General features: G+C 41.0%; 19 protein-coding genes. 4 read left to right on the forward strand and 15 right to left on the reverse strand.

Features of this window, described 5'->3' with window-relative positions; translation table 11 throughout:
* Positions 1–5: 5 nt before the first annotated feature.
* From V7K98_RS21530 to V7K98_RS21565, 8 genes are all read right to left on the reverse strand, one after another.
* Positions 6–800: an Rpn family recombination-promoting nuclease/putative transposase gene (locus V7K98_RS21530; protein WP_335025481.1), complete on the reverse strand. Its 795-nt coding sequence runs from the start codon at positions 798–800 to the stop codon at positions 6–8.
* Positions 797–1258 (reverse strand): GNAT family N-acetyltransferase, encoded by a 462-nt coding sequence (locus tag V7K98_RS21535; RefSeq protein WP_335025483.1) that lies wholly within the window; start codon positions 1256–1258, stop codon positions 797–799. Before V7K98_RS21535 ends, V7K98_RS21530 begins: the two co-directional genes overlap by 4 nt.
* 8 nt (positions 1259–1266) lie before the next feature.
* Positions 1267–1653 (reverse strand): SMU1112c/YaeR family gloxylase I-like metalloprotein, encoded by a 387-nt coding sequence (gene gloA2, locus V7K98_RS21540; protein ID WP_335025486.1) that lies wholly within the window; start codon positions 1651–1653, stop codon positions 1267–1269.
* Complete coding sequence (locus tag V7K98_RS21545; RefSeq protein ID WP_335025488.1) at positions 1650–2918, reverse strand: MFS transporter; 1269 nt, start codon at positions 2916–2918, stop codon at positions 1650–1652. Before V7K98_RS21545 ends, gloA2 begins: the two co-directional genes overlap by 4 nt.
* On the reverse strand, positions 2884–3357 hold the full coding sequence (locus V7K98_RS21550; RefSeq protein WP_335025490.1) for a MarR family winged helix-turn-helix transcriptional regulator: 474 nt from the start codon (positions 3355–3357) through the stop codon (positions 2884–2886). Before V7K98_RS21550 ends, V7K98_RS21545 begins: the two co-directional genes overlap by 35 nt.
* Positions 3358–3376: 19 nt before the next feature.
* A complete protein-coding gene (locus tag V7K98_RS21555) occupies positions 3377–4231 on the reverse strand; it encodes an ABC transporter permease (RefSeq protein WP_335025492.1) in 855 nt (284 codons plus the stop codon).
* Entirely contained in the window at positions 4188–5039 is an 852-nt protein-coding gene (locus V7K98_RS21560; RefSeq protein ID WP_335025494.1) for an ABC transporter ATP-binding protein, read from the reverse strand. The genes V7K98_RS21555 and V7K98_RS21560 overlap by 44 nt, the downstream gene beginning before the upstream one ends.
* A gap of 214 nt (positions 5040–5253) precedes the next feature.
* Positions 5254–6942 (reverse strand): SulP family inorganic anion transporter, encoded by a 1689-nt coding sequence (locus V7K98_RS21565; RefSeq protein ID WP_335025496.1) that lies wholly within the window; start codon positions 6940–6942, stop codon positions 5254–5256.
* A 405-nt stretch (positions 6943–7347) separates the two neighbouring features.
* Here V7K98_RS21565 and ccmS point away from each other — a divergent pair, with 405 nt between their 5' ends.
* A complete protein-coding gene (gene ccmS, locus V7K98_RS21570; protein ID WP_335025498.1) occupies positions 7348–7773 on the forward strand; it encodes a beta-carboxysome assembly chaperone CcmS in 426 nt (141 codons plus the stop codon).
* Here ccmS and coaBC read toward each other — a convergent pair.
* The 3 genes from coaBC to V7K98_RS21585 all read right to left on the reverse strand — a co-directional run bounded on the left by coaBC (position 7766) and on the right by V7K98_RS21585 (position 10052).
* On the reverse strand, positions 7766–8971 hold the full coding sequence (coaBC, locus tag V7K98_RS21575) for a bifunctional phosphopantothenoylcysteine decarboxylase/phosphopantothenate--cysteine ligase CoaBC (protein WP_335025500.1): 1206 nt from the start codon (positions 8969–8971) through the stop codon (positions 7766–7768). The two genes, ccmS and coaBC, sit on opposite strands and share 8 nt — an antisense overlap.
* A gap of 109 nt (positions 8972–9080) precedes the next feature.
* Positions 9081–9293 carry a protein IsiD gene (gene isiD, locus V7K98_RS21580; RefSeq protein WP_334858968.1) on the reverse strand — a complete coding sequence of 71 codons (213 nt, stop codon included), beginning with the start codon at positions 9291–9293 and terminating at the stop codon, positions 9081–9083.
* A 153-nt stretch (positions 9294–9446) separates the two neighbouring features.
* Positions 9447–10052 (reverse strand): alpha/beta hydrolase, encoded by a 606-nt coding sequence (locus V7K98_RS21585; protein WP_442940432.1) that lies wholly within the window; start codon positions 10050–10052, stop codon positions 9447–9449.
* Positions 10053–10364: 312 nt separating this feature from the next.
* Here V7K98_RS21585 and purH point away from each other — a divergent pair, with 312 nt between their 5' ends.
* Positions 10365–11885 carry a bifunctional phosphoribosylaminoimidazolecarboxamide formyltransferase/IMP cyclohydrolase gene (gene purH, locus V7K98_RS21590; RefSeq protein WP_335025502.1) on the forward strand — a complete coding sequence of 507 codons (1521 nt, stop codon included), beginning with the start codon at positions 10365–10367 and terminating at the stop codon, positions 11883–11885.
* 577 nt (positions 11886–12462) lie between these two features.
* Positions 12463–13077: an HD domain-containing protein gene (locus V7K98_RS21595; protein ID WP_335025504.1), complete on the forward strand. Its 615-nt coding sequence runs from the start codon at positions 12463–12465 to the stop codon at positions 13075–13077.
* On the opposite strand, the gene V7K98_RS21600 is transcribed toward V7K98_RS21595, so the two are convergent.
* The 3 genes from V7K98_RS21600 to V7K98_RS21610 form a co-directional block, all read right to left on the reverse strand.
* The gene (locus tag V7K98_RS21600) at positions 13068–13736 is read right to left on the reverse strand and encodes a lipoate--protein ligase family protein (RefSeq protein ID WP_335025560.1); all 669 of its coding nucleotides are present in this window, start codon (positions 13734–13736) and stop codon (positions 13068–13070) included. The genes V7K98_RS21595 and V7K98_RS21600 overlap by 10 nt on opposite strands.
* Before the next feature lie 143 nt (positions 13737–13879).
* Entirely contained in the window at positions 13880–14359 is a 480-nt protein-coding gene (locus V7K98_RS21605) for a YbjN domain-containing protein (RefSeq protein WP_335025506.1), read from the reverse strand.
* A 375-nt stretch (positions 14360–14734) separates the two neighbouring features.
* Positions 14735–15388, reverse strand: a complete 654-nt coding sequence (locus V7K98_RS21610) for a hypothetical protein (protein WP_335025509.1) — start codon at positions 15386–15388, stop codon at positions 14735–14737.
* A gap of 521 nt (positions 15389–15909) precedes the next feature.
* Between V7K98_RS21610 and V7K98_RS21615 the strand changes: the two genes are divergently transcribed.
* The gene (locus V7K98_RS21615) at positions 15910–16830 is read left to right on the forward strand and encodes a lysylphosphatidylglycerol synthase domain-containing protein (protein WP_335025511.1); all 921 of its coding nucleotides are present in this window, start codon (positions 15910–15912) and stop codon (positions 16828–16830) included.
* Between the two features lie 9 nt (positions 16831–16839).
* Here V7K98_RS21615 and V7K98_RS21620 read toward each other — a convergent pair whose 3' ends face one another.
* Positions 16840–18162, reverse strand: coding sequence for a hypothetical protein (locus V7K98_RS21620; protein ID WP_335025513.1), 1323 nt, complete (start codon positions 18160–18162; stop codon positions 16840–16842).
* Between the last annotated feature and the right edge of the window lie 877 nt (positions 18163–19039).

The raw sequence follows: 19039 nt of genomic DNA on the forward strand, positions 1-19039 counted from the left end.
ATTATTTATTTGGAATCATCAGACTCAGTTACCTGCAAATACTGTAACTGGTCAATAGATAACCCTGTTAATCTTGCTATCTGTTCTAATGGCATACCAGTATTAAAAAGGTTGCTTGCCACTTCAGCCTTGCCTTCAGCTTTGCCTTCAGCTTTGCCTTCAGCTTTGCCTTCTTCTAAAATATCTTGATAAATTACTGACTCGCGCATAATATCTGACCTCAAGACTCGTCTAATAACCTCTTTGTCCAATACTAAACCAGCTAAAATCGCTGTGGAAGCAGCAATATTACTTTGACTTCTTGATTCTGTCATACTATTAATTTCCTGTGCAACTTGGTTAAGCACGGCTTCTGGATCAATTGTACTACTCAAAACCGCAAAGGGTAACAGTCCAGGTGTTCTCAAAAATACTTCGGTTGGTTGTTCCCAAAGTCTAACAACTCCAAATTCATGGCGTGTCCCGGCAATTGTAAATGTATTTTGTTGCACCAAATCTGAATTTGTCTGCTTGAGATAAATTACAACTTGGTGCATTGTTTTGTCTGGAAAACGGCGATACACTCGCAATCGATAGTCAATCATCCGAAAAGGAATTTCCGCATCGGGTTGGGTTTGAAATTCCAGATGTAAGATGTTTTGCTCTGACTGTAGCAAAATTAGAGCATCAGCACGAATGGGTTCGAGAGATAACTCTTTTGGGCTTAGTTCGGTTAAAGTAATGGGTTCGCCTAATAACCAAGTGGCGAAGTCACTAGAGAAATTTTCAGCTAAAAATTTACAGATATTATCAAAAGTCATAAGTATTTTTCCATAACATAGTTTTTCAACCAAACTCCCCGCCGTTCCACTTGCTGTTCCCTAACTACGCTAAACCCCTTGGTTTCAAAAAATGGCTTTGCAGTAATACTTACTTCTGCATAAAGTCGTTTAATTCCTTGCAATTTTGCAGTATTTTCTATATAAATTAAGAGTTTTGAGCCAATACCTTGTCTTTGGTATTTGCTATGACAATAAAAACAATCAATGTGACCATCTGCTTCTAATTCTCCAAACCCAACTATTTCACCATTCTTTTCAGCGATGTAGGGAAGCTTGGCTTGTAATCTTTTGTGCCAAACTTCATAATCAATATTTTTTGTTGCCCAAGCATCGACTTGTTCTTGAGTATAATCACAAATATTGATTTCATGAATTGTATCGTAAAATAATTTCATGATTTCTTTGGTATCAGATATTTTATATCCTCTGATAATCATATTGAACCTTAATTTTCATAAATTTCTAATGGTAAATTATCTGGATCTTTAAAAAAAGTAAATTTCTTACCTGTAATTTCGTCAATTCTGATATTTTCCGTTTCGACACCTTGTGAGTTTAAGTAAAAAACAGTTTCCTCAATATCATCGACTTTAAAAGCAAGATGTCTTAAACCACAAGCTTCTGGAGTACTAAATCGTTGTGGAGGATTAGGAAAAGAAAATAACTCTATTTGAGCATCTTCTCCCACTAGTAAATCTAATTTATAAGAATTTCTCTCGGCGCGAAAAGTCTCTTGAATAATCGAAAAACCTAAAGTTTCGACATAAAACCTTTTGGAGCGATCGTAGTCAGAACAAATAATAGCTATATGATGAATACCAGTGGTTTTCATTTGTATTCCTGCAAAGCTCCTAATTTACGGATTCCCGGCCAAATCATGGCCGTAGCAATCACCACTACAATTGTGCCAATTCCGCCACCCACAACAGAAATCACTGGGCCAAATAAAGCTGCCGTCAAGCCTGATTCAAAGCCCCCTAATTCATTTGAGGCACTAATAAACACGCTATTAATAGCAGCAACCCGACCGCGTAAATGATCCGGTGTTCTGATTTGAACTAATGTGTGGCGAATCACAACGCTAATACTATCTAGTGCGCCACCAAGAATTAGCATTAACATAGATAGCCAAAATGAACGAGAGAGTCCAAAGATAATTGTGACAACGCCAAAGCCAACCACTGACCATAATAAGGCGGGGCCAGCTTTGCGTAACGGTGGTAAATACGCCAGGGTAATGGCCATAGTCAAAGCACCGATGGAATGGGCTGCTTGGAGATATCCCAATTCCACTGGCCCCACGTGTAAAATATCTTTGGCAAAAATGGGGAGAAGCGCGATCGCACCACCTAACAATACAGCAAACATATCTAATGTAATCGCTGCTAAAATCAACTGATTCTGCCAAACAAATTTAGCACCAGCAGCAAGCGCTTTGAGTGAGATTGGCTCTTTTGTACGGATAGCTTTTTGCTCTTTAATCGCCAGTGTTAAAAGAAAACACAGCAACGCGGCGATCGCAGCTAATACATAAACCCCTGTAGCATTTCCTAGTAGCGCAATGCCAAATCCCCCGAAGGCTGGGCCGATGACTGCGGCTAACTGAAAGCTACTACTATTCCAGGTGGCTGCATTGGTAAAAGCACTGGTAGGTATCAATTGCCACATCAAGGCATCACTGGCTGGTTTGAGGAATGCCCTAGCGACACCTGTTAATACTAAGCAGGCGTAAATTAGAAAAACTGCACCTTTAGTATAAGAAAGTACCCCTAAAGCTAGTGAGCAGAGAGCTAGCAAGCTCACTGACATTAAGATCGTGACTTTGCGATCGCGGCGATCGGCCACATGTCCCGTAATCAAGGTGAGAAGAATCATCGGCAAGACTTGCGCTAGCCCAACACCGCCCAAAGCGATCGCTGAGTTAGTCCGCTCATAAAGTTCCCAGCCGATAGCTACAGTTTGCATTTGCGATCCCACGAACAGCGCCAACCGTCCAATGGTAAATAGCCGATAGTCTCGAAACTTAAAGGCTGCAAAGGGATCGTGCTGTGCAACCTCAGAGTTATGGGGATTTGAGTTCTGTTTTCTCGAAGACATTTTTTAGTAGAGTTAAGCCTTCTTCAATATTGGAAATTTGGTCTTCTGAAAGACCTTTCAGCAAATCGGTAATATGAGCGCGAGTTTGATCTTGAGATTGCTTGAGATGGTGTTTTCCATCTTCAGTTAAATTGAGCAGCACCCGCCGCCGCTCTTGAGGATGAGCGCAGCGTTTCACAAAATCGCGTTGTACCAAGCGTTCTACCGTTGCTGATGCCGTGGCAGAAGTGACACCTAAATGCTCTGCCAAGTCAGACAATGAAGCGCCAGGATTGCGATTGATAAATGCTAGCGATCGCAACTGAGGTATAGATAAAAAAGCGGCACTATGGGCACGCATATCCGCTCGGATAAACCGCATCACTAATGGAACTGTTTCCATTACTCTAGCGGCACATTCTTCGGAAGTTGCACCTTGATTAGGTTTATCCAAGGTCATGGGCTTGTTGTTCTCCTAGTTACATGGCCACCCGTGGATAAACTTTTCCACCAAGGATGGCCAAAATGATTAATGTGAATAAGAGAATTGTACAATCCAGACCAAAGCCATAGATGCTAATGCCATTCAACAGCATGGTGCTACGTAAGCCGTCAACCAAATAAGTCAACGGATTTAAATGGGAAATGAACTTTAACCAACTGGGCATTAACGAGATGGGATAGATGGCATTGCTAGCAAAAAATAACGGCATGGTTAACAATTGTCCAATACCCGTCATCCTTTCTCGGCTTTTGACCAAACAGCCAATGATTAATGAAAAAATGCAAAAGGAACCCGCCCCCAGTATGACTAGCAGCAATACTTGGAAAATAGCTAGGGGATGAAGATTTAGTTTGACACCTAATAAAAATGTCAATCCATAAATGAATACTACTTGAGATAAGCACCGCACCCCACACGCCAAGGCTTTGCCCAACACCATCGCCACGCGAGGCGTAGGACTCGCTAAAAATTTATGGACAATCCCTAAATCTCGCTCCCAAATTAGTGTCATCCCGCCACTAAAAATGGCCACAAACAAAATACTCTGAGCCAAAATACCCGCAGAAATAAAGTCCAAATAGGGTAAGTTCCCTGTAGGAATCGCGCGAGTTCGGGCGAAAACTTGCCCAAAAATTAGCAGCCATAAGGCTGGTTGCACAGCCCGAACTACTAAATCAGTGGGATCGTGACGGAGTTTACGGATTTCTAATTCAGCGATCGCTAAAGTTTTTGTAACTAGCTCTTTGATTGCAGAGATCAAATTTACTCGGACTGTGGGTGGTGCTTTAACCCAACCGTTGAGCAGTACGTCTGGTTGTTGCTGTGTCACGGTAGTTCACTCCTGATGTTAACTGGTCGCCTGTATAGTGAATAAAGACATCATCCAAGGTTGCGTTTGGTCGATTTAAAGAAGCTTTTAAGTCCTTCGGTGCGCCTGTAATTACGACTTCACCTTGCTGCATAATCGCCACTCGGTTACATAAGCTATCTGCTTCTTCTAAAAAGTGGGTTGTTAAAAATATCGTTGTGCCGTAATCAGCACAAAGTTGTAGCACAAGTTGCCATACTTGAGTTCGGGCAATGGGATCTAGTCCGACAGTCGGCTCATCGAGAAACAAAATTTGGGGTTGATGCAGAACTGATATACCAATTTCTAGCTTGCGGATCATTCCACCAGAGTAGTTTCGTACCAGGCGCTTCGCCGCATCTTGCAAACCCATGTATTCTAAAATCTCATAAATGCGGCGATCGCGTCCTTTGGCTGGTATTCCGTACAGCTTGGCGAAGATTAAAAGGTTTTCGTAACCCGTGAGGCTACCATCCGCAGATAATGCTTGCGGTACATAACCGATAGCCCGTCTTACAAAATTGGGTTGACGAGTCACATCATAGCCAGCTAGAGTTGCTTTCCCTGCACTCAAAGGTAGCAAAGTTGTCAACATCTTAATAACTGTACTTTTCCCTGCTCCATTGGGGCCAAGTAGTCCAAATATTTCACCCTGTTCCACAGATATGCTCAGGTTATTAACTGCCGTTAACTTCCCAAAACGGCGCGTGAGTCCCTGAGTTTCCAAAATCAAGGGTTTTGGCTCGCTAGATGGTTCTGACTGATTTATTTTTCCTGTCAGTATTGTCACAATTTTGATGCACTTATATTAATTAGTTAAGCTAACTATTAGTTTCTCAATATACTTGTCTGAAGTCAATAGACTTGTTACAAAAATCTGAATCAGAGACAGGACTTACGCAAAAAAATACCCCAAACCTTGATTTTCCGGTAGGGGCAATTCATGTAAACGCAAAATACAAAAGAAAACTGCTGTATTTTGCTCTGTGAACGGCAAAATATGATCAGTCGTTTAATTCCATCAATTCTTTTGTTTTCAAGTCAGCCGCTATAGGTTGAGAACATTCTCGAATTTGAGGAGAAATAGAACAAATCGCATCTGTCGTTGTTTCAAAACAATTTGACAACCCAATTGTTTTTAATAATCCTGTGCGTTCTAGTAGTTGTTGGACTTCGGGTTGTAAACCTGTGAGAATTAAGCGGCAATTATGTCGTTCCAAGTCGTGGTAAATATCCTCTAAAGCTACTAACCCAGTTGTGTCCATATTTGGCACAAAGCGTAACCGGAGAATTAAATATTTCACTTCCGGTTCATCGCGGAGGAAGGTAGCAAACCGTTCAGCAGCACCAAAAAATACGGGGCCGTCTACCCGATAAACCGCAATTTCTTTACCTAATTCCAGAGGAATACCGGGGGGAAATACTTCGGTTTCAGGTATTTTAACTAGGCTTAAATCACTCATTCGTTTGATGAATAATGCTCCAGCTGCAATCAATCCCACTTCTACAGCGAGAACTAAATCAAATAAGATTGTCACTAGCCAGGTGAGAATCATCACCGCAAAGTCAGAATAGGTAGCACGCATCAATAAACCAATGGCTTCCCACTCAATCATCCGCAGGCTAACCACCATCAGAATGCCAGCAAGTGCTGCTAAAGGAATCTTTGCTGCTAAAGGTGCCAAGGTTAAAACAATAATGGCTAAAGCAACGCCGTGAATTACCCCAGATAGTCGGGTTTTGCCTCCAGAACGGACATTAACAGCAGTCCGAGCGATCGCACCTGTTGCCGGAATACCACCAAAAAATGGGACAATAATATTTGCTAATCCTTGACCAATTAATTCGCGATCGCTATTGTGTTTTTCGCTCACTGTCATCCCATCAGCCACAACTGCCGACAGTAACGATTCAATACTTCCCAGTGCCGCCAAAGCCAAAGCCGGATTAATCAGTTCTCGAATCACACTAAAATCATTCCAGTGGGGAATACCTTGGGGCATCGGTAAAGATTGCGGAATGCTGCCAATTGTCGGTACATCCAGATGGAAATAAGTTGCTATCCCTGTTGCCAACACCAACCCCACCAAAGAACCCGGTATTGTTGTATTAATCTTGGGCCATAAAATATTGGCTGCCATCACCACCATTGCCAACCCAACAGCATCCCAATTTAGAGCTTCTACATGAGTTAAACTTTGCCAAAGCCCTGGTAAAAAGTGTTCGCTACGTGGTATTTGTAAACCAAGGAAATTATTTAATTGACCACAAAATATAATTACGGCAATACCATTGGTAAAGCCTGCCGTCACTGGATAGGGGATAAACTTTACTAGCTGTCCAAGTTTGGCAACCCCCAAGGCAATTTGGATAATCCCAGCCATCACCCCAGCAATCCAAACTTTCTCAAGTCCGTATTTGGCGACAATTCCCACTAAAACTACAGCCATTGCTCCTGTCGGCCCTGTAATCTGTACTGGGGAACCACCAAAAATTGCCGCGACAATTCCCGCCACAATAGCGGTATATAGTCCCGCTTTTGGTTCTACACCACTTGCTACCGCGAAGGCTAAAGCTAAGGGCAATGCCACTACTGCTGCTGTTAGTCCTCCTGTCAAATCGCCGCGCAGTCCACTAAACCAGCGATTCAGGCGCATAAACTGTGGTTCTTCGACGATATTAGAAATTGGCATATTCAGTTTCAACTCTTATACAAAATTTGTTGATGCACACTATGATATGCGGGCAATTAAGCATATACCAGTTGCTTCAAAGAGGGTGCAGGCAAAAGCTCCTTCAATATAAATATCTCCGAAAAAAGCAAAATTATGTAGATAATGATACAGAAGTGGTAATTCAGCTGCGATCGCTTATCGTCTTTCCACCGTCCGCAATGCTGATTGCATTTATGTCGTAGAACATGGGAAATTAGTAGAATCGGCAACCCATAAATAATTAGCTGGAAAAATCCGGTATTTATAGTAGTCTCTGGCGTGTACAATCAGGTTTAAGAGAATTTTTGCGTCTTCTTTCTGTCTCAATTACGAATTACGCTAGCGTAGCGTTAGCGAGTCCTAGAGCGTCATTACGAATTATTTATGTTTTTTGGCAATAATCAACCAGAATCGGGTGATAACAAGTGGCGTAGCCAGTTGGATAAATTTGTAAAAGCAAATCAGCAGGAATTGGCGGCGCTGTTTTGGGGATTGTGGTTAGCGAATGGTGACAGTCAGGGTACTGTTGGTATTGATTTGCAACCAACGCCCCATTTTGTTTATTGTCCGAAAGAGCAGATTGAGAATTTAAATATTAAAGTTGAAAATCGACTTCAGGAAATTTTGGGAATTGTTGAAAATCATAAACCGGAAGTGGAAGTTGTGATGATTGGCATTGGTAAGGGTGAAATTAAGTTAATTCAGTTTGTACCGGAACCAGCGCCACCAATTTGTTTTGAGCAAGTTGGTAAGGATGTAGATGGATTATTAGAAATTTTAGAACAACGTATGAATGAAAGTTTTAATTGATCGCAAAATCAAATAAATGATGAGCCATTTCTAATTTAGAACAAGGTGCAATTTCTACCTGATTTCCTTGACTATCTAAAAATATCGCTTGATTATTATCACTCCCAAAACCACTATTAGGTTGGTCTATAGGATTGGCAACAATAGCATCTAGTTTTTTGCTCTGTAATTTTTCTAATGCAGGCTTGACAATATCGCCAGTTTGTGCGGCAAAACCAATTAATATTTGATGTGGCTGTTTAAGTTTTGCTAATTGGGCGACTATATCCGGTACTGGTTCCAGGGGTAAGGCTTGGGGGAGCGATCGCTTGGGCAATTTTTCTGTACTATAATTTTTTGGCTTCACATCTGCCACGGCTGCTGACATGACAATTACATCAGCACTGGGTAAACATTCCATCATGGCGTGCTGCATTTCCTCGGCACTAATGACGGGAATTGCTTGCACTCCTAATGGTACATCCCAACTAGCTGGGCCATGTACTAGGGTGACATTTGCCCCTCGATGAAGTGCGGCTTGCGCTAAAGCTAATCCCATTTTACCAGTAGAAGGATTGCCAATAAACCTTACTGGGTCAAGAAACTCTCGCGTTCCCCCAGCACTAATCAAGACTTGTTTACCTATTAAATCTCGTTTGCCTTGAGTGTGTAACAGCGATTGGATGTAAGCTAAAATTTCTGGAGGTTCTGCTAATCTACCAGCACCGATGCGATCGCACGCTAATAAACCCGATCCTGTATTCATCCCATGATATCGGCTATCTATTAATAGCTGTTGCCAATTTCGCTGCACCGATAGCTGTTCCCACATATCCGTATTCATTGCCGGTGCTAGCAGCACAGGACAAGTAGAAGCTAGTATGGTATTTGTGAGTAAATTATCAGCCATCCCGTAGGCTAACTTGGCTAATGTATTAGCTGTCAAGGGAGCAATTACCATGACATCTGCCCATTCACCCAACTCAATATGCAACGGACGAGAGTGAGTTGGTTGCCAAAAATCATCATCTGTGTAGGCGGGATGACGAGATAGGGTGGCTATTGTCAGAGGTGTAATAAATTCTTGCGCTGAACGGGTGAGGATTACTCGGACTTCCACCCCAGTTTTAAACAGCATCGAAACCAATTCACAAACTTTGTAGGCGGCGATACCGCCACCTACACCTATTAGAACCCTGTTTAACTTTCGATTAGTCATAGTAAAAAGTTAGGAGTAAGTAGTAATTTAGGAGTAAGTCCTATAATATTAATTTCCAACTCCTAACTCCTGTACAGACGCGATTAATCGCGTCTCTCCTAACTCTCAACTAAGCTTCATCGTAAGGTTCCAAGTCTAAGAGGTAGATATAGGGTTCAACTAACTCTGGACGCTGAAATGCGATCGCTCGTAATAGATGCCAATCATTTAAACCATCAAAAGCATTATTGTAATTATCTAGATCCAGACGTGCAGCCAGTTCTTCTACTTCTGCCGCAGTAATGGCAGCAATTTCTTTTCTAGAAATGCTTAGAGTTGTCATAATGCTAGCCCCTCCCTTATGCAGCACTGCCTTCAGCATGGGTTAAGTTGCGCTGAACGCAGCCACCCTATATATATTACTCATTAGAAGGCATAGATTTCGTGAAATTTTTCAGCATTTATACCAGAATTTATAAAAAATTCGTAATTCTGACTAGCCAATTACATTTACAACGAAATTCCGTAGCACGTCTAACGTTTGTGGATTTATTTCATGCCCCATGTCAAATTCGTGGTATTCTAGCGCCACTCCTAGAGATTTTAAAGTTTCTCGCGCCTTCAAAGCAGCTTGCAGTGGGACAACTTCATCATATTTACCGTGGCTGATTAAAGTTGGCGAAATCTCTTTTTGATCTGCCGTTACTGCATCAGGATGTAAATACCCACTCATAACAGCTAAACCGGCTAGGGGCAATTTTGAGCCGACATCTAAAGTCATTGCCCCACCTTGAGAAAATCCACTTAAGATAGTGCGCGATAAAGGTACGCCAGTGCTACTTTCTAAAGATTGCAAAAAATCTATTAGTAGTTGCCGACTTTCTGGCAATCCTTCGTACATATTTTCTACCCGCAGGTCATACCATGCCCTCCCAATAGGAGAATAGGGATAAGGATAAGGTGCATTGGGTAATATAAACTGGTAATCAGGTAAGTTGAGCAAGGGTAACAAAGATGCTACATCCTCAGCATTAGCTCCCCAACCATGCAAAGTGACGATTAAGCCTGCGGGTGGTTGAGAAGTTTCAGGGGGAACTGTAATAGCTTGTAAAGACAGAGGTTTACTCCTAAATTTTTTCTTCTTATAAAATTCCCGATAAGCGTAAAACTCAGAGTCTTTAGACCTGAGATATAAGCGAATCGTGTGACTAAAGTCACCTAAGTTTACTCTTTTACCCTTACCAGAGTAATATTCTATATAAAAAATATATAAAAAATATATTTCACAATTTCAGGTAGCCTTTACCGAAGCAAGCAATAGAACTCTTATTTCCTCATAATGGTCTTGAAGTGAACCAAGGCTTATGCAAAACTTGAGATCCTTCGCTTCCAGCCCATTTTAAGGAATTGATCAATGGCGCGTCTAGCCCTGCTGAGTGTATCTAACAAAACTGGTTTAATTGATCTAGCCCGTAGTTTGGTTGAAGAATTCGACTTTGATTTAATCAGCAGTGGGGGAACAGCCCAAGCCCTCAAAGATGCGGGACTCCCTGTCACCAAGGTTGCTGATTACACAGGTTCTCCAGAAATTTTAGGTGGCCGAGTCAAAACCCTACATCCCCGGATTCATGGCGGGATTTTGGCGCGGCGAGATGTTCCCCAAGATATTACAGATTTAGAAAATAACCAAATTCGCCCGATTGATTTAGTGGTGGTGAATCTATATCCTTTCGAGGAAACGATCGCTAAACCAGGGGTAACATTATTAGAAGCCGTTGAACAAATTGATATCGGTGGCCCAGCTATGCTAAGGGCATCATCAAAAAACTTCGCCCATCTCGCTGTATTATGCGATCCAGCACAGTATGGTGAGTATTTGGAAGAATTGCGGCAAAATAACGGTGTAGCTTCCCTAGAGTTTCGGCAAAAGGCAGCTTTAAAAGGATTTTCGCACACTGCTAGTTACGATCGCGCGATCGCATCTTATCTTGCAGAAGCACAGCAGTACAACCTTAGCGGTACACAATTACAATCTCTGCGTTACGGCGAAAATCCCCATCAACCCGCCACTTGGTATCAAGCTGGTACTACCCCAACAGGATGGGCAGCAGCTAGCAAATTGCAAGGCAAAGAACTTAGTTACAATAACTTAGTTGATTTAGAAGCCGCACGCCAAATTATTGCTGAATTTACTGATACCCCAGCAGCAACGATTATCAAACATACAAATCCCTGTGGTACGGCACTGGGAAGCACGATTGCAGAAGCATACCAAAAAGCTTTCAATGCTGATTCTACCTCTGCCTTTGGTGGCATTGTCGCACTCAACCGCCCGATTGATGCGGCTACAGCCAGCGAATTAACTAAAACATTTTTAGAATGTGTGGTTGCACCAAGTTGTGATGCCGAAGCTCAAGAAATCCTTGGTAAAAAATCCAATGTGCGGGTTTTAACTCTAGCAGATTTGAGCAGTGGAACTAAGGATACAGTGAAAGCGATCGCAGGTGGGTTCCTTGTCCAAGCTAGCGATGACATCATTGCTGATACTAGTCAATGGCAAGTTGTTACCGAACGTCAACCCACACCCGACGAATTAGCCGAATTGCTGTTTGCTTGGAAAGTTTGCAAACACGTTAAATCGAATGCCATTGTTGTGACAAGCGATCGCACTACACTAGGAGTAGGCGCTGGTCAAATGAACCGTGTCGGCTCAGTTAAAATTGCCCTAGAACAAGCTGGAGATAAAGCCAAAGGTGCAATTCTCGCCAGTGATGGATTCTTCCCCTTCGATGATTCAGTCAAAACAGCCGCAGCCGCAGGAATTACAGCCATCGTTCAACCAGGTGGAAGTTTGCGCGATAAAGATTCTATCATTGCTGCTAACGAACTGGGTTTACTGATGGTCTTAACTGGTGTACGTCACTTTTTACACTAAATCATTGCTTGTTGGGTGTGCAGTTTACAAAGTGTCACACTATATACTTTCTTTATGATTGGATGAGTGATATCGTAGAGTCGTGTGTGAGGAGCAAGTTAAAAAATAAAAAGCGCCTGGGGTGGAAACACGGCAACACTCCCAAGCGCTTTTTAATTTGTCATAAATCGGATTGATTGTAAAGTTTTGAAAATGTCACTCAATATACTTGCCATTTAACAGAAGTAGTGATAGTGTTTATTTGTGTGTGAGGAGCAAGTTGAGAATAAAAAATGCCTGGGGTGGAAACACGGCAACACTCCCAGGCATTTTTTAATTTCCGCATAAGAATTAGATTATTGGTGCAGTTTTAAAACTGTCACTTACTGCAACCACCTTTTGATTGAAGCAGTGATAGTATTTAGCTGTGTGAGGAGCAAGTTAAAAATAAAGAACGTCTGGGGTGGAAACACGGCAACACTCCCAGACGTTTTTTAATTGGTATGTAAAAACGAGTACTTGCAGATACCCTGGAATTATTGAGATAATCACCTACAATCTAAAATCCAGTAAACCTCACCCTCAATTAGAAATTCAGGTGCAAAGCAATCGACTGACTCAACAAATTCAATTCATCATCGAAATTGATCGATTGAAACACGTGATGCGCCAAACCCTGCTTATTGATGGGTCACGCCGAGAAAATAGTGCAGAGCATTCTTGGCATTTAGCTATAATGGCGATCGCATTAGCAGAATATGCCCCAGAGGATGTTAGTATATCCCACGCTATCAAAATGCTACTAATTCACGATTTGGTAGAAATTGATGCCGGTGATACCTTTTGTTACGATGTGCAGGGTAATGACAGTAAAGCAGAACGAGAAGCACAAGCAGCATTGCGTTTATTCGGACTTTTACCAGCAGATAAAGGTAGCGAGTTGCGTTTACTCTGGGATGAGTTTGAAACAGGAGAAACACCCACAGCTAAATTTGCCGCAGCCCTAGACCGTATACAACCCTTACTGCATAATCAGCAAAATCAGGGCGGAACTTGGCGCATTCATGGCATTAGACGCGACCAAGTGATGAAAAGGGTAGCGCCAGTAGAGACAGGTGCGCCAGAACTGTGGCCGTTTGTTTTGAAATTGATTGATGATTGTGTCGCAGCAGGGTATTTAAAAGAGTCTTCTACCCTGAAGATTCAGGGTTGATGCGCCAAAATTTCTTCCCACTCAGAGGGCGAGAGGGGTTGTAACTCTATCTGCACATCAAAACAATCACTGGCTGCGGCAACTAAAGCTGCAATAATATTTTCTATACTCAGACTTTGAGGCAGTTGTATAGTCGTAAAAGATTCTGCACCAAATACTTGAGCAAACAGTTCAGCATCGGGTTGCAAACGGATTGAACCATGTTGCAAAATTGCCCCACTACGTCGCAGTTGAGCGCTACCAATGAGTTTAGTACCATCTGGCAAAACTAAATCTGCACTGGTTGCTGTACCAAAACAGTTAGGGTTGTGGATGTAACCTCGCCCTTCTGTACCATAATGTAATTCTACACCGAGCGATCGCCAGCCTTGAATCAAAAACTCGCAAATTTTTTCGTACACCTGGAGGCGATTACCCGTAATTCCAGATGTGATTACAGCGTAAGTTAAATCACCTTGGTGTAACACCGCCCGTCCACCAGTAGGACGGCGCACTAAATCTAGTTTCTGTCCTTGCCAAGTTAAATTTTGCCAATATTCAGGGTATTGGCGTTGATGATAACCAAGAGAAATGGCAGATGGCGACCAAATATAAAACCGCAGAGTTGACGGATGCTTTCCAGACTGGTGCTGTTCTAGTAACCATCGGTCAATCGCCATCTGCACATTGCCAGTCGCCTCTAACAAAGGAATTAGTCGCCACACTTTAGAATTCAATAGTTAGGAATTGGGAGTTAGGAGTTAAAAAGTTTATCACCTGATAACTCAGCACTCATAACCAATAACTGAAGCGAAGCGATTAGTCAAGTTGCACCAAATTCAGATTGTAAGGCTTCATCGTTGTTATCTGCGATCGTTGCCACAATGGTAATCAGCCGAGACACTTCGCCAGGAGACAATTCCGCTAAGGTGCGTGTTGAAATCACAACCACCCGGTTTTCAATAATACCAAAACGCGCTTCAAAAGTGCTAGAGCAGTTCAACTCCAACAGATAGCGCATCAACTTAGGTTCGTCTTTAGCAGGTAAATCTAGCACCGCAGACCAAACTGTTATGGTGTCTTCATCAGTTATTCCGTTGAGTTGGACAAATACTTCCACACTTCCGTACTTAAACTTCCAGAGATAACCACCCTCTGGAGTACGGCTAACCATCGCACTATCATCTTGTTCTAAAGAGTCAATGACATTTTCAATTACCTCCAGATGGTTAACGCTTGTCGTCTCGGCGATTAGCTCATTCACAGATTCGTTACTAGTTATAGTTTCTTGGTAGCTTGTCATACAGATTTTTCCCTCAAGATACTTGCTGTTTTATCTACACATACTTTATAACTTGTGGACGCAGTTGGTTTGAGGTTGCTTTTGCGTATTCTATATCTGGCAGTAGTATTGACGTAGACCCTCGTTTAGATGCGGTTTCTAAGGGACTTCCAAATAAAAAATACTCAATTACTTCTTGTGGGGTGGACATTTTGTCCGCTCTTGGCTACAGGCTCTATATGTTGCCTACCCCACAAATATTGGATAATTTATTTGTTGCCAGTCCCTAAACGCCCTTTTAACTCAAAAAAGCCTGCATAGGCAGACTTTTTTTGGTGGCGTCAAATTTTAGTATGTACCCACTTTCATCTTTTCCCAGAAGATTAAAAACTTATTTTAATCAACGTCTTTGACTGTTCTTTTCACTGCATTGCCAGCATCTTCAGCTGTACGTTGAATATTTTTGCCAGCCTCTTCTGCTGTACGCTGAACATTTTTGCCAGCATCCTCAGCCCCACGCTGAATATTTTTTGTTACATCTTTAGCTGCATTCGTTACATCTTTGGTTGCATTCTGGGTATTTTCTTTGAGATTTTCAAATCCACGCTGAGTCCCCTTAACAACACCTTCACGCAATTCTTCAGCAGAACTGCCAACATCTTCACCCAGATTCTTCACTCTTTCACCAACAGGTGTACCTTGTTGGAAATTCCGAACATATTGCTCTCGGCTGTCAACTCCCTTTTGCTTAATATTTTTTTGAGCATTTTTTACTAGTGCATCAGCCCTGTCATTTGCTGCCTTCTCATCTTTTGCTCTGGGATCTACATCACTAAAGTTATTCATCCCACCGGCGGGAGAAGATAGAGGATGATCTTTTGTGGGATCGTATTGCTTGACGTTAGGTGCTTGGGAACCTGGCTGTGGTGGCTGTGTTGCTACTCCTGTATCCCCACAAGCTTGTGCCGTAAATAAAAATATTCCTACTAAAAAAACAGTTAAAACTTTCAAGGGACGAATGTTTTTCAGCCAACTCATCGCTTTGTTCATAGTTCTCACTCCTTGCATTTTTGTGACTAAGTTAAACTTCATCCAAGATAGCATTTGGAATTATTTTCGTATCCTAAGCATTCAGAAAGAATAATAACTTTACCTAATCTTACGAATAATAAAATAAGTTTTACCTCTAGCGCAAGTCACATTTGAATTAGTACAAAAGGAATAACTTTATCTAACTCCAGGAAGATATAACTTAAAATAATAAGACTTACGCATTGACAGGAAAGACCAAGTATACATGATTGAGAAAAGCATATCCGTCGTAGGGGCAATTCATGAATTGCCCCTACGACGCAGGTCTATTTACCATCCATTAAAAACCTGAAATGACGTATTTACGTTAATGCATATTATAAGTCTTTTGTATAGTGCGTAAATTATAAATAATATAGTTGTCGTAAAAGAACTACATGAACCAATTTGATACTTCAAAAACTTTGGATAGATATCTAATATGCCATAAAACTTGAGGTATTTAGACTTTGTTGCTCTACCGTTAAATTACTAAATTCATGAAACGATTTTTACGCTGGATAATTTTGGGTGGAACGCTATTTTTTTTAGCCAAAGCCTTGAAGGATAATTGGATTGGAGTTACTGCTATCCACATTGATGGGGTAGGATGGGCAATTATAGCGATCGCTACAGGGGTAACTTTACTAGCACATACTTGGGCAGGCTGGATCTGGACTTGGATTCTCCAAGATTTAAATCAACCTATATCATCTCCCCAATTTATCCAAGTTTACCTAAAAACGAATATTGCTAAGTATTTGCCAGGTAATATCTGGCATCATTATGGGCGAATTGTCGCCGCCAAAAATGCTAACATTTCTGCTGGTGCAGCCACTTTAAGCGTTTTGCTGGAACCGCTACTCATGCTAGCGGCTGCTTTAATTATTATTGTCTTATGCAGTAGCCAATTTGCGGCAGCTAATACTAGCCTTATTATCCAAATACTGCAATTGCTGAGTTTAGCTGTAGTTCTTGGTGCGATTCATCCCCGGTTTTTAAACCCAGTTATTCGCTTTTTGTACAAATTGAAAGCAAAAAAGTCTGCTGCGACAACTGAACCAACTGTTCCCTTCAGTCTTAAAAGCTACCCTGTACGCCCTTTGTTAGGAGAATTGGGTTTTATGGGACTACGCGCCACTGGGTTTATATTAACTATATTCGCCCTGGGTTCGTTAAATGTGAATCAAATTCCTTTGTTGTTAGGGGCTTTTAGTTGCGCTTGGCTATTGGGGTTTATAATTCCAGGTGCGCCTGGGGGGTTGGGTGTGTTTGAAGCTACTGCATATCAGCTTTTGCAACATCACTTTCCATCGGCCTTAGTATTTAGTGCGATCGCCCTCTATCGCCTCATTAGTATTCTAGCTGAAACTGCGGGCGCTGCCCTCGCTTGCTTAGACGAACGTCTTGCTAAATCATGAAAGCAAAACTTATTTGTGTCTATATACCTTCATCTGTGAAAACACACGATAACCATCCAGATTAAATTGCGGATTACTGCTTTGTTTTTCTTCATCCATCTTAATCAAGTTATACTCTACGTTTTCTGCATAGATCGCAAACGTGATATTAAAAATCTCCATAAAATTTATTACACCTTTACATTCATCTTCAGGATAGTGTTCGTAAAAACGAATCAAATGAGCAATCCGGGTTTCTAAATGACGACGAGAATTTTTAGATATTAGAACAATTTTTAAAAGTATAATTACCAATGTTAAAGCATGACCTTGAGTAATTAATAAGATAAATAATGATGAAGCTTCTTTACCATTTTCTATTGTCAAAGAATCAATTACTCGATTACAGGTTCTCAAAAACAAGTCTTTAGTGACAGTTTCCTGATTATAATCTTTCTTCCATACTGATAAAGTATCTATAAATTGCTGCTTCCAAGTTTCGACAGATTCTTGTTTACCTACACAAAGAAATAGATATTTTTCGAGATTTATTTTAAATTCTTCCAGAGTTTGGTTCTGAGTTTGCTTGATAAATATATGGGCAATATTTTCATGACTAAAAACACCTTTTTTTAAGATAATTGCTTTTATTAAACGTAGAGCCTGATCTCCTAAAATGCTAGGATTTTTATAGCGTGCTGCACTTGAAACCGCAGATTGAGAACGAGCAATATACATTGCCAGTTCAAACTTAAATTTTTCTTTTATCTGTTTAGAAAGCTTTCTAGCAGCCTCTTGTTGCTCTCTAGGATTATTCTTATTAACAGATTGATCGATTAATAAATAAGAACTATATCGATTCACCCAATGACCTTTAGATGATTCATCATATTTAGCAGCAAATAATTTTAATTCTTGGTAGTCTTTGCTCTTGACAAAATTCTCTAGCCAAGTTTTACAAGTTTTTACTATTGGGGCATTATTTTTCTTTATCTTGAGATTATCATTAACAAATAAATTAACTAATTCTTGAATATATTTATCTTTTCTATTGGTTTTCCAATTATTAACTATAATGTAGCAACACCGTTTTAGTGTATTACATAATTCCTGTTCATTATTATCTAAAAAAACACTATATATTCCGGGAATATAATCGGAATCTTCTGAATCAAGCCCGTCTATAAATAAACTTTTGAATTCTCGTAAAATATCATCTGGCGACAAACTTTTGACAATTTCCATGAAGAAGCTATAAACCTCTTCTTGTGCAATCTGCACATTTATCTGGCTAGAGTTAGACGTAACACTATGGGTATCTTCCTGATTAATTGATAAACTATTAGGGTTCATTCTAGTTATCACGACAAAAAGACTTCCTGTTTATATTATTATCAGCTTAACCTTGGTGAACAGTAGCATCAATCTATTCTTCTGAAATTCAGTAATCTTTTTACACAAATTTGATAAAATTTGACTATAAGTAAAGTATTAAACTCAAATTGTTTAATACTTCATCAAATATTTCAGTGAAATTACTTGGTTTCAAGAATTAATATCATATCCGCTTATAGCGGTTCCCATTCAGATGCAGTAAGCTGTCGTGCATTTAATTTGCACAGCTAGGGCGGGCAAGATGCCCACCCCACAAGAGATTTATTTTTTTGAGGATGCAAATTAAAGTATTTTCAGCTTACAACAAACATTAATAGCGAAGTGTAGGGGCACGGCAGTGCCCATTGGTGTCAACTTAAGCTTAAACCTTTGTCCCACAGACGTTTTACCCCCCTTAATCCCCCCTTATAAAGGAAACAGAAAATCCGGTTCCCTCCCCTTTATAAGGGGAGGGTTAGGGTGGGGTAACGCGGATCGTAATCAGTAGTCAGTAAACTCAATATTCAGTTTTTACAAGGGTTTCACGTTAAGTTGACACCAATGGGCAGTGCCGTGCCCGTACGGGTGTACCTCACTCAACTGAGAACCGCTATAATTGCTTATTAAACTCGAATAACCCTACCCCGCCAAAGCTGTGCTTTATCTCCCCTACCCTGATTCTTGGCTGCGGTGTACACACAAGTCATCGAATTACCCAAAACAAGAGAAAAACCTCACCGAACAAGGCAAAAGTAAAAAGTAAAAAGGCACTCATAAAGAAAAAGAGCAGTGGTTTGAAGCCCCTAAATTTATTTATGGAACGAAATAAAAACATTTATTTCGAGACGCATAGCGC

The organism is Nostoc sp. (assembly GCF_036917435.1).
GTDB lineage: Bacteria > Cyanobacteriota > Cyanobacteriia > Cyanobacteriales > Nostocaceae > Nostoc.

Bases quoted from the DNA above. Each gene is read 5' to 3' on its own strand.
- ccmS (WP_335025498.1), top strand. From the start codon at position 7,348: ATGTTTTTTGGCAATAATCAACCAGAATCGGGTGATAACAAGTGGCGT.
- V7K98_RS21605 (WP_335025506.1), bottom strand. From the start codon at position 14,359: ATGACAAGCTACCAAGAAACTATAACTAGTAACGAATCTGTGAATGAG.
- V7K98_RS21550 (WP_335025490.1), bottom strand. From the start codon at position 3,357: ATGACCTTGGATAAACCTAATCAAGGTGCAACTTCCGAAGAATGTGCC.
- isiD (WP_334858968.1), bottom strand. From the start codon at position 9,293: ATGACAACTCTAAGCATTTCTAGAAAAGAAATTGCTGCCATTACTGCG.
- V7K98_RS21610 (WP_335025509.1), bottom strand. From the start codon at position 15,388: ATGAACAAAGCGATGAGTTGGCTGAAAAACATTCGTCCCTTGAAAGTT.
- V7K98_RS21615 (WP_335025511.1), top strand. From the start codon at position 15,910: ATGAAACGATTTTTACGCTGGATAATTTTGGGTGGAACGCTATTTTTT.
- purH (WP_335025502.1), top strand. From the start codon at position 10,365: ATGGCGCGTCTAGCCCTGCTGAGTGTATCTAACAAAACTGGTTTAATT.
- coaBC (WP_335025500.1), bottom strand. From the start codon at position 8,971: ATGACTAATCGAAAGTTAAACAGGGTTCTAATAGGTGTAGGTGGCGGT.
- V7K98_RS21620 (WP_335025513.1), bottom strand. From the start codon at position 18,162: ATGAACCCTAATAGTTTATCAATTAATCAGGAAGATACCCATAGTGTT.
- V7K98_RS21545 (WP_335025488.1), bottom strand. From the start codon at position 2,918: ATGTCTTCGAGAAAACAGAACTCAAATCCCCATAACTCTGAGGTTGCA.
- V7K98_RS21530 (WP_335025481.1), bottom strand. From the start codon at position 800: ATGACTTTTGATAATATCTGTAAATTTTTAGCTGAAAATTTCTCTAGT.
- V7K98_RS21535 (WP_335025483.1), bottom strand. From the start codon at position 1,258: ATGATTATCAGAGGATATAAAATATCTGATACCAAAGAAATCATGAAA.
- V7K98_RS21600 (WP_335025560.1), bottom strand. From the start codon at position 13,736: ATGGCGATTGACCGATGGTTACTAGAACAGCACCAGTCTGGAAAGCAT.
- gloA2 (WP_335025486.1), bottom strand. From the start codon at position 1,653: ATGAAAACCACTGGTATTCATCATATAGCTATTATTTGTTCTGACTAC.
- V7K98_RS21565 (WP_335025496.1), bottom strand. From the start codon at position 6,942: ATGCCAATTTCTAATATCGTCGAAGAACCACAGTTTATGCGCCTGAAT.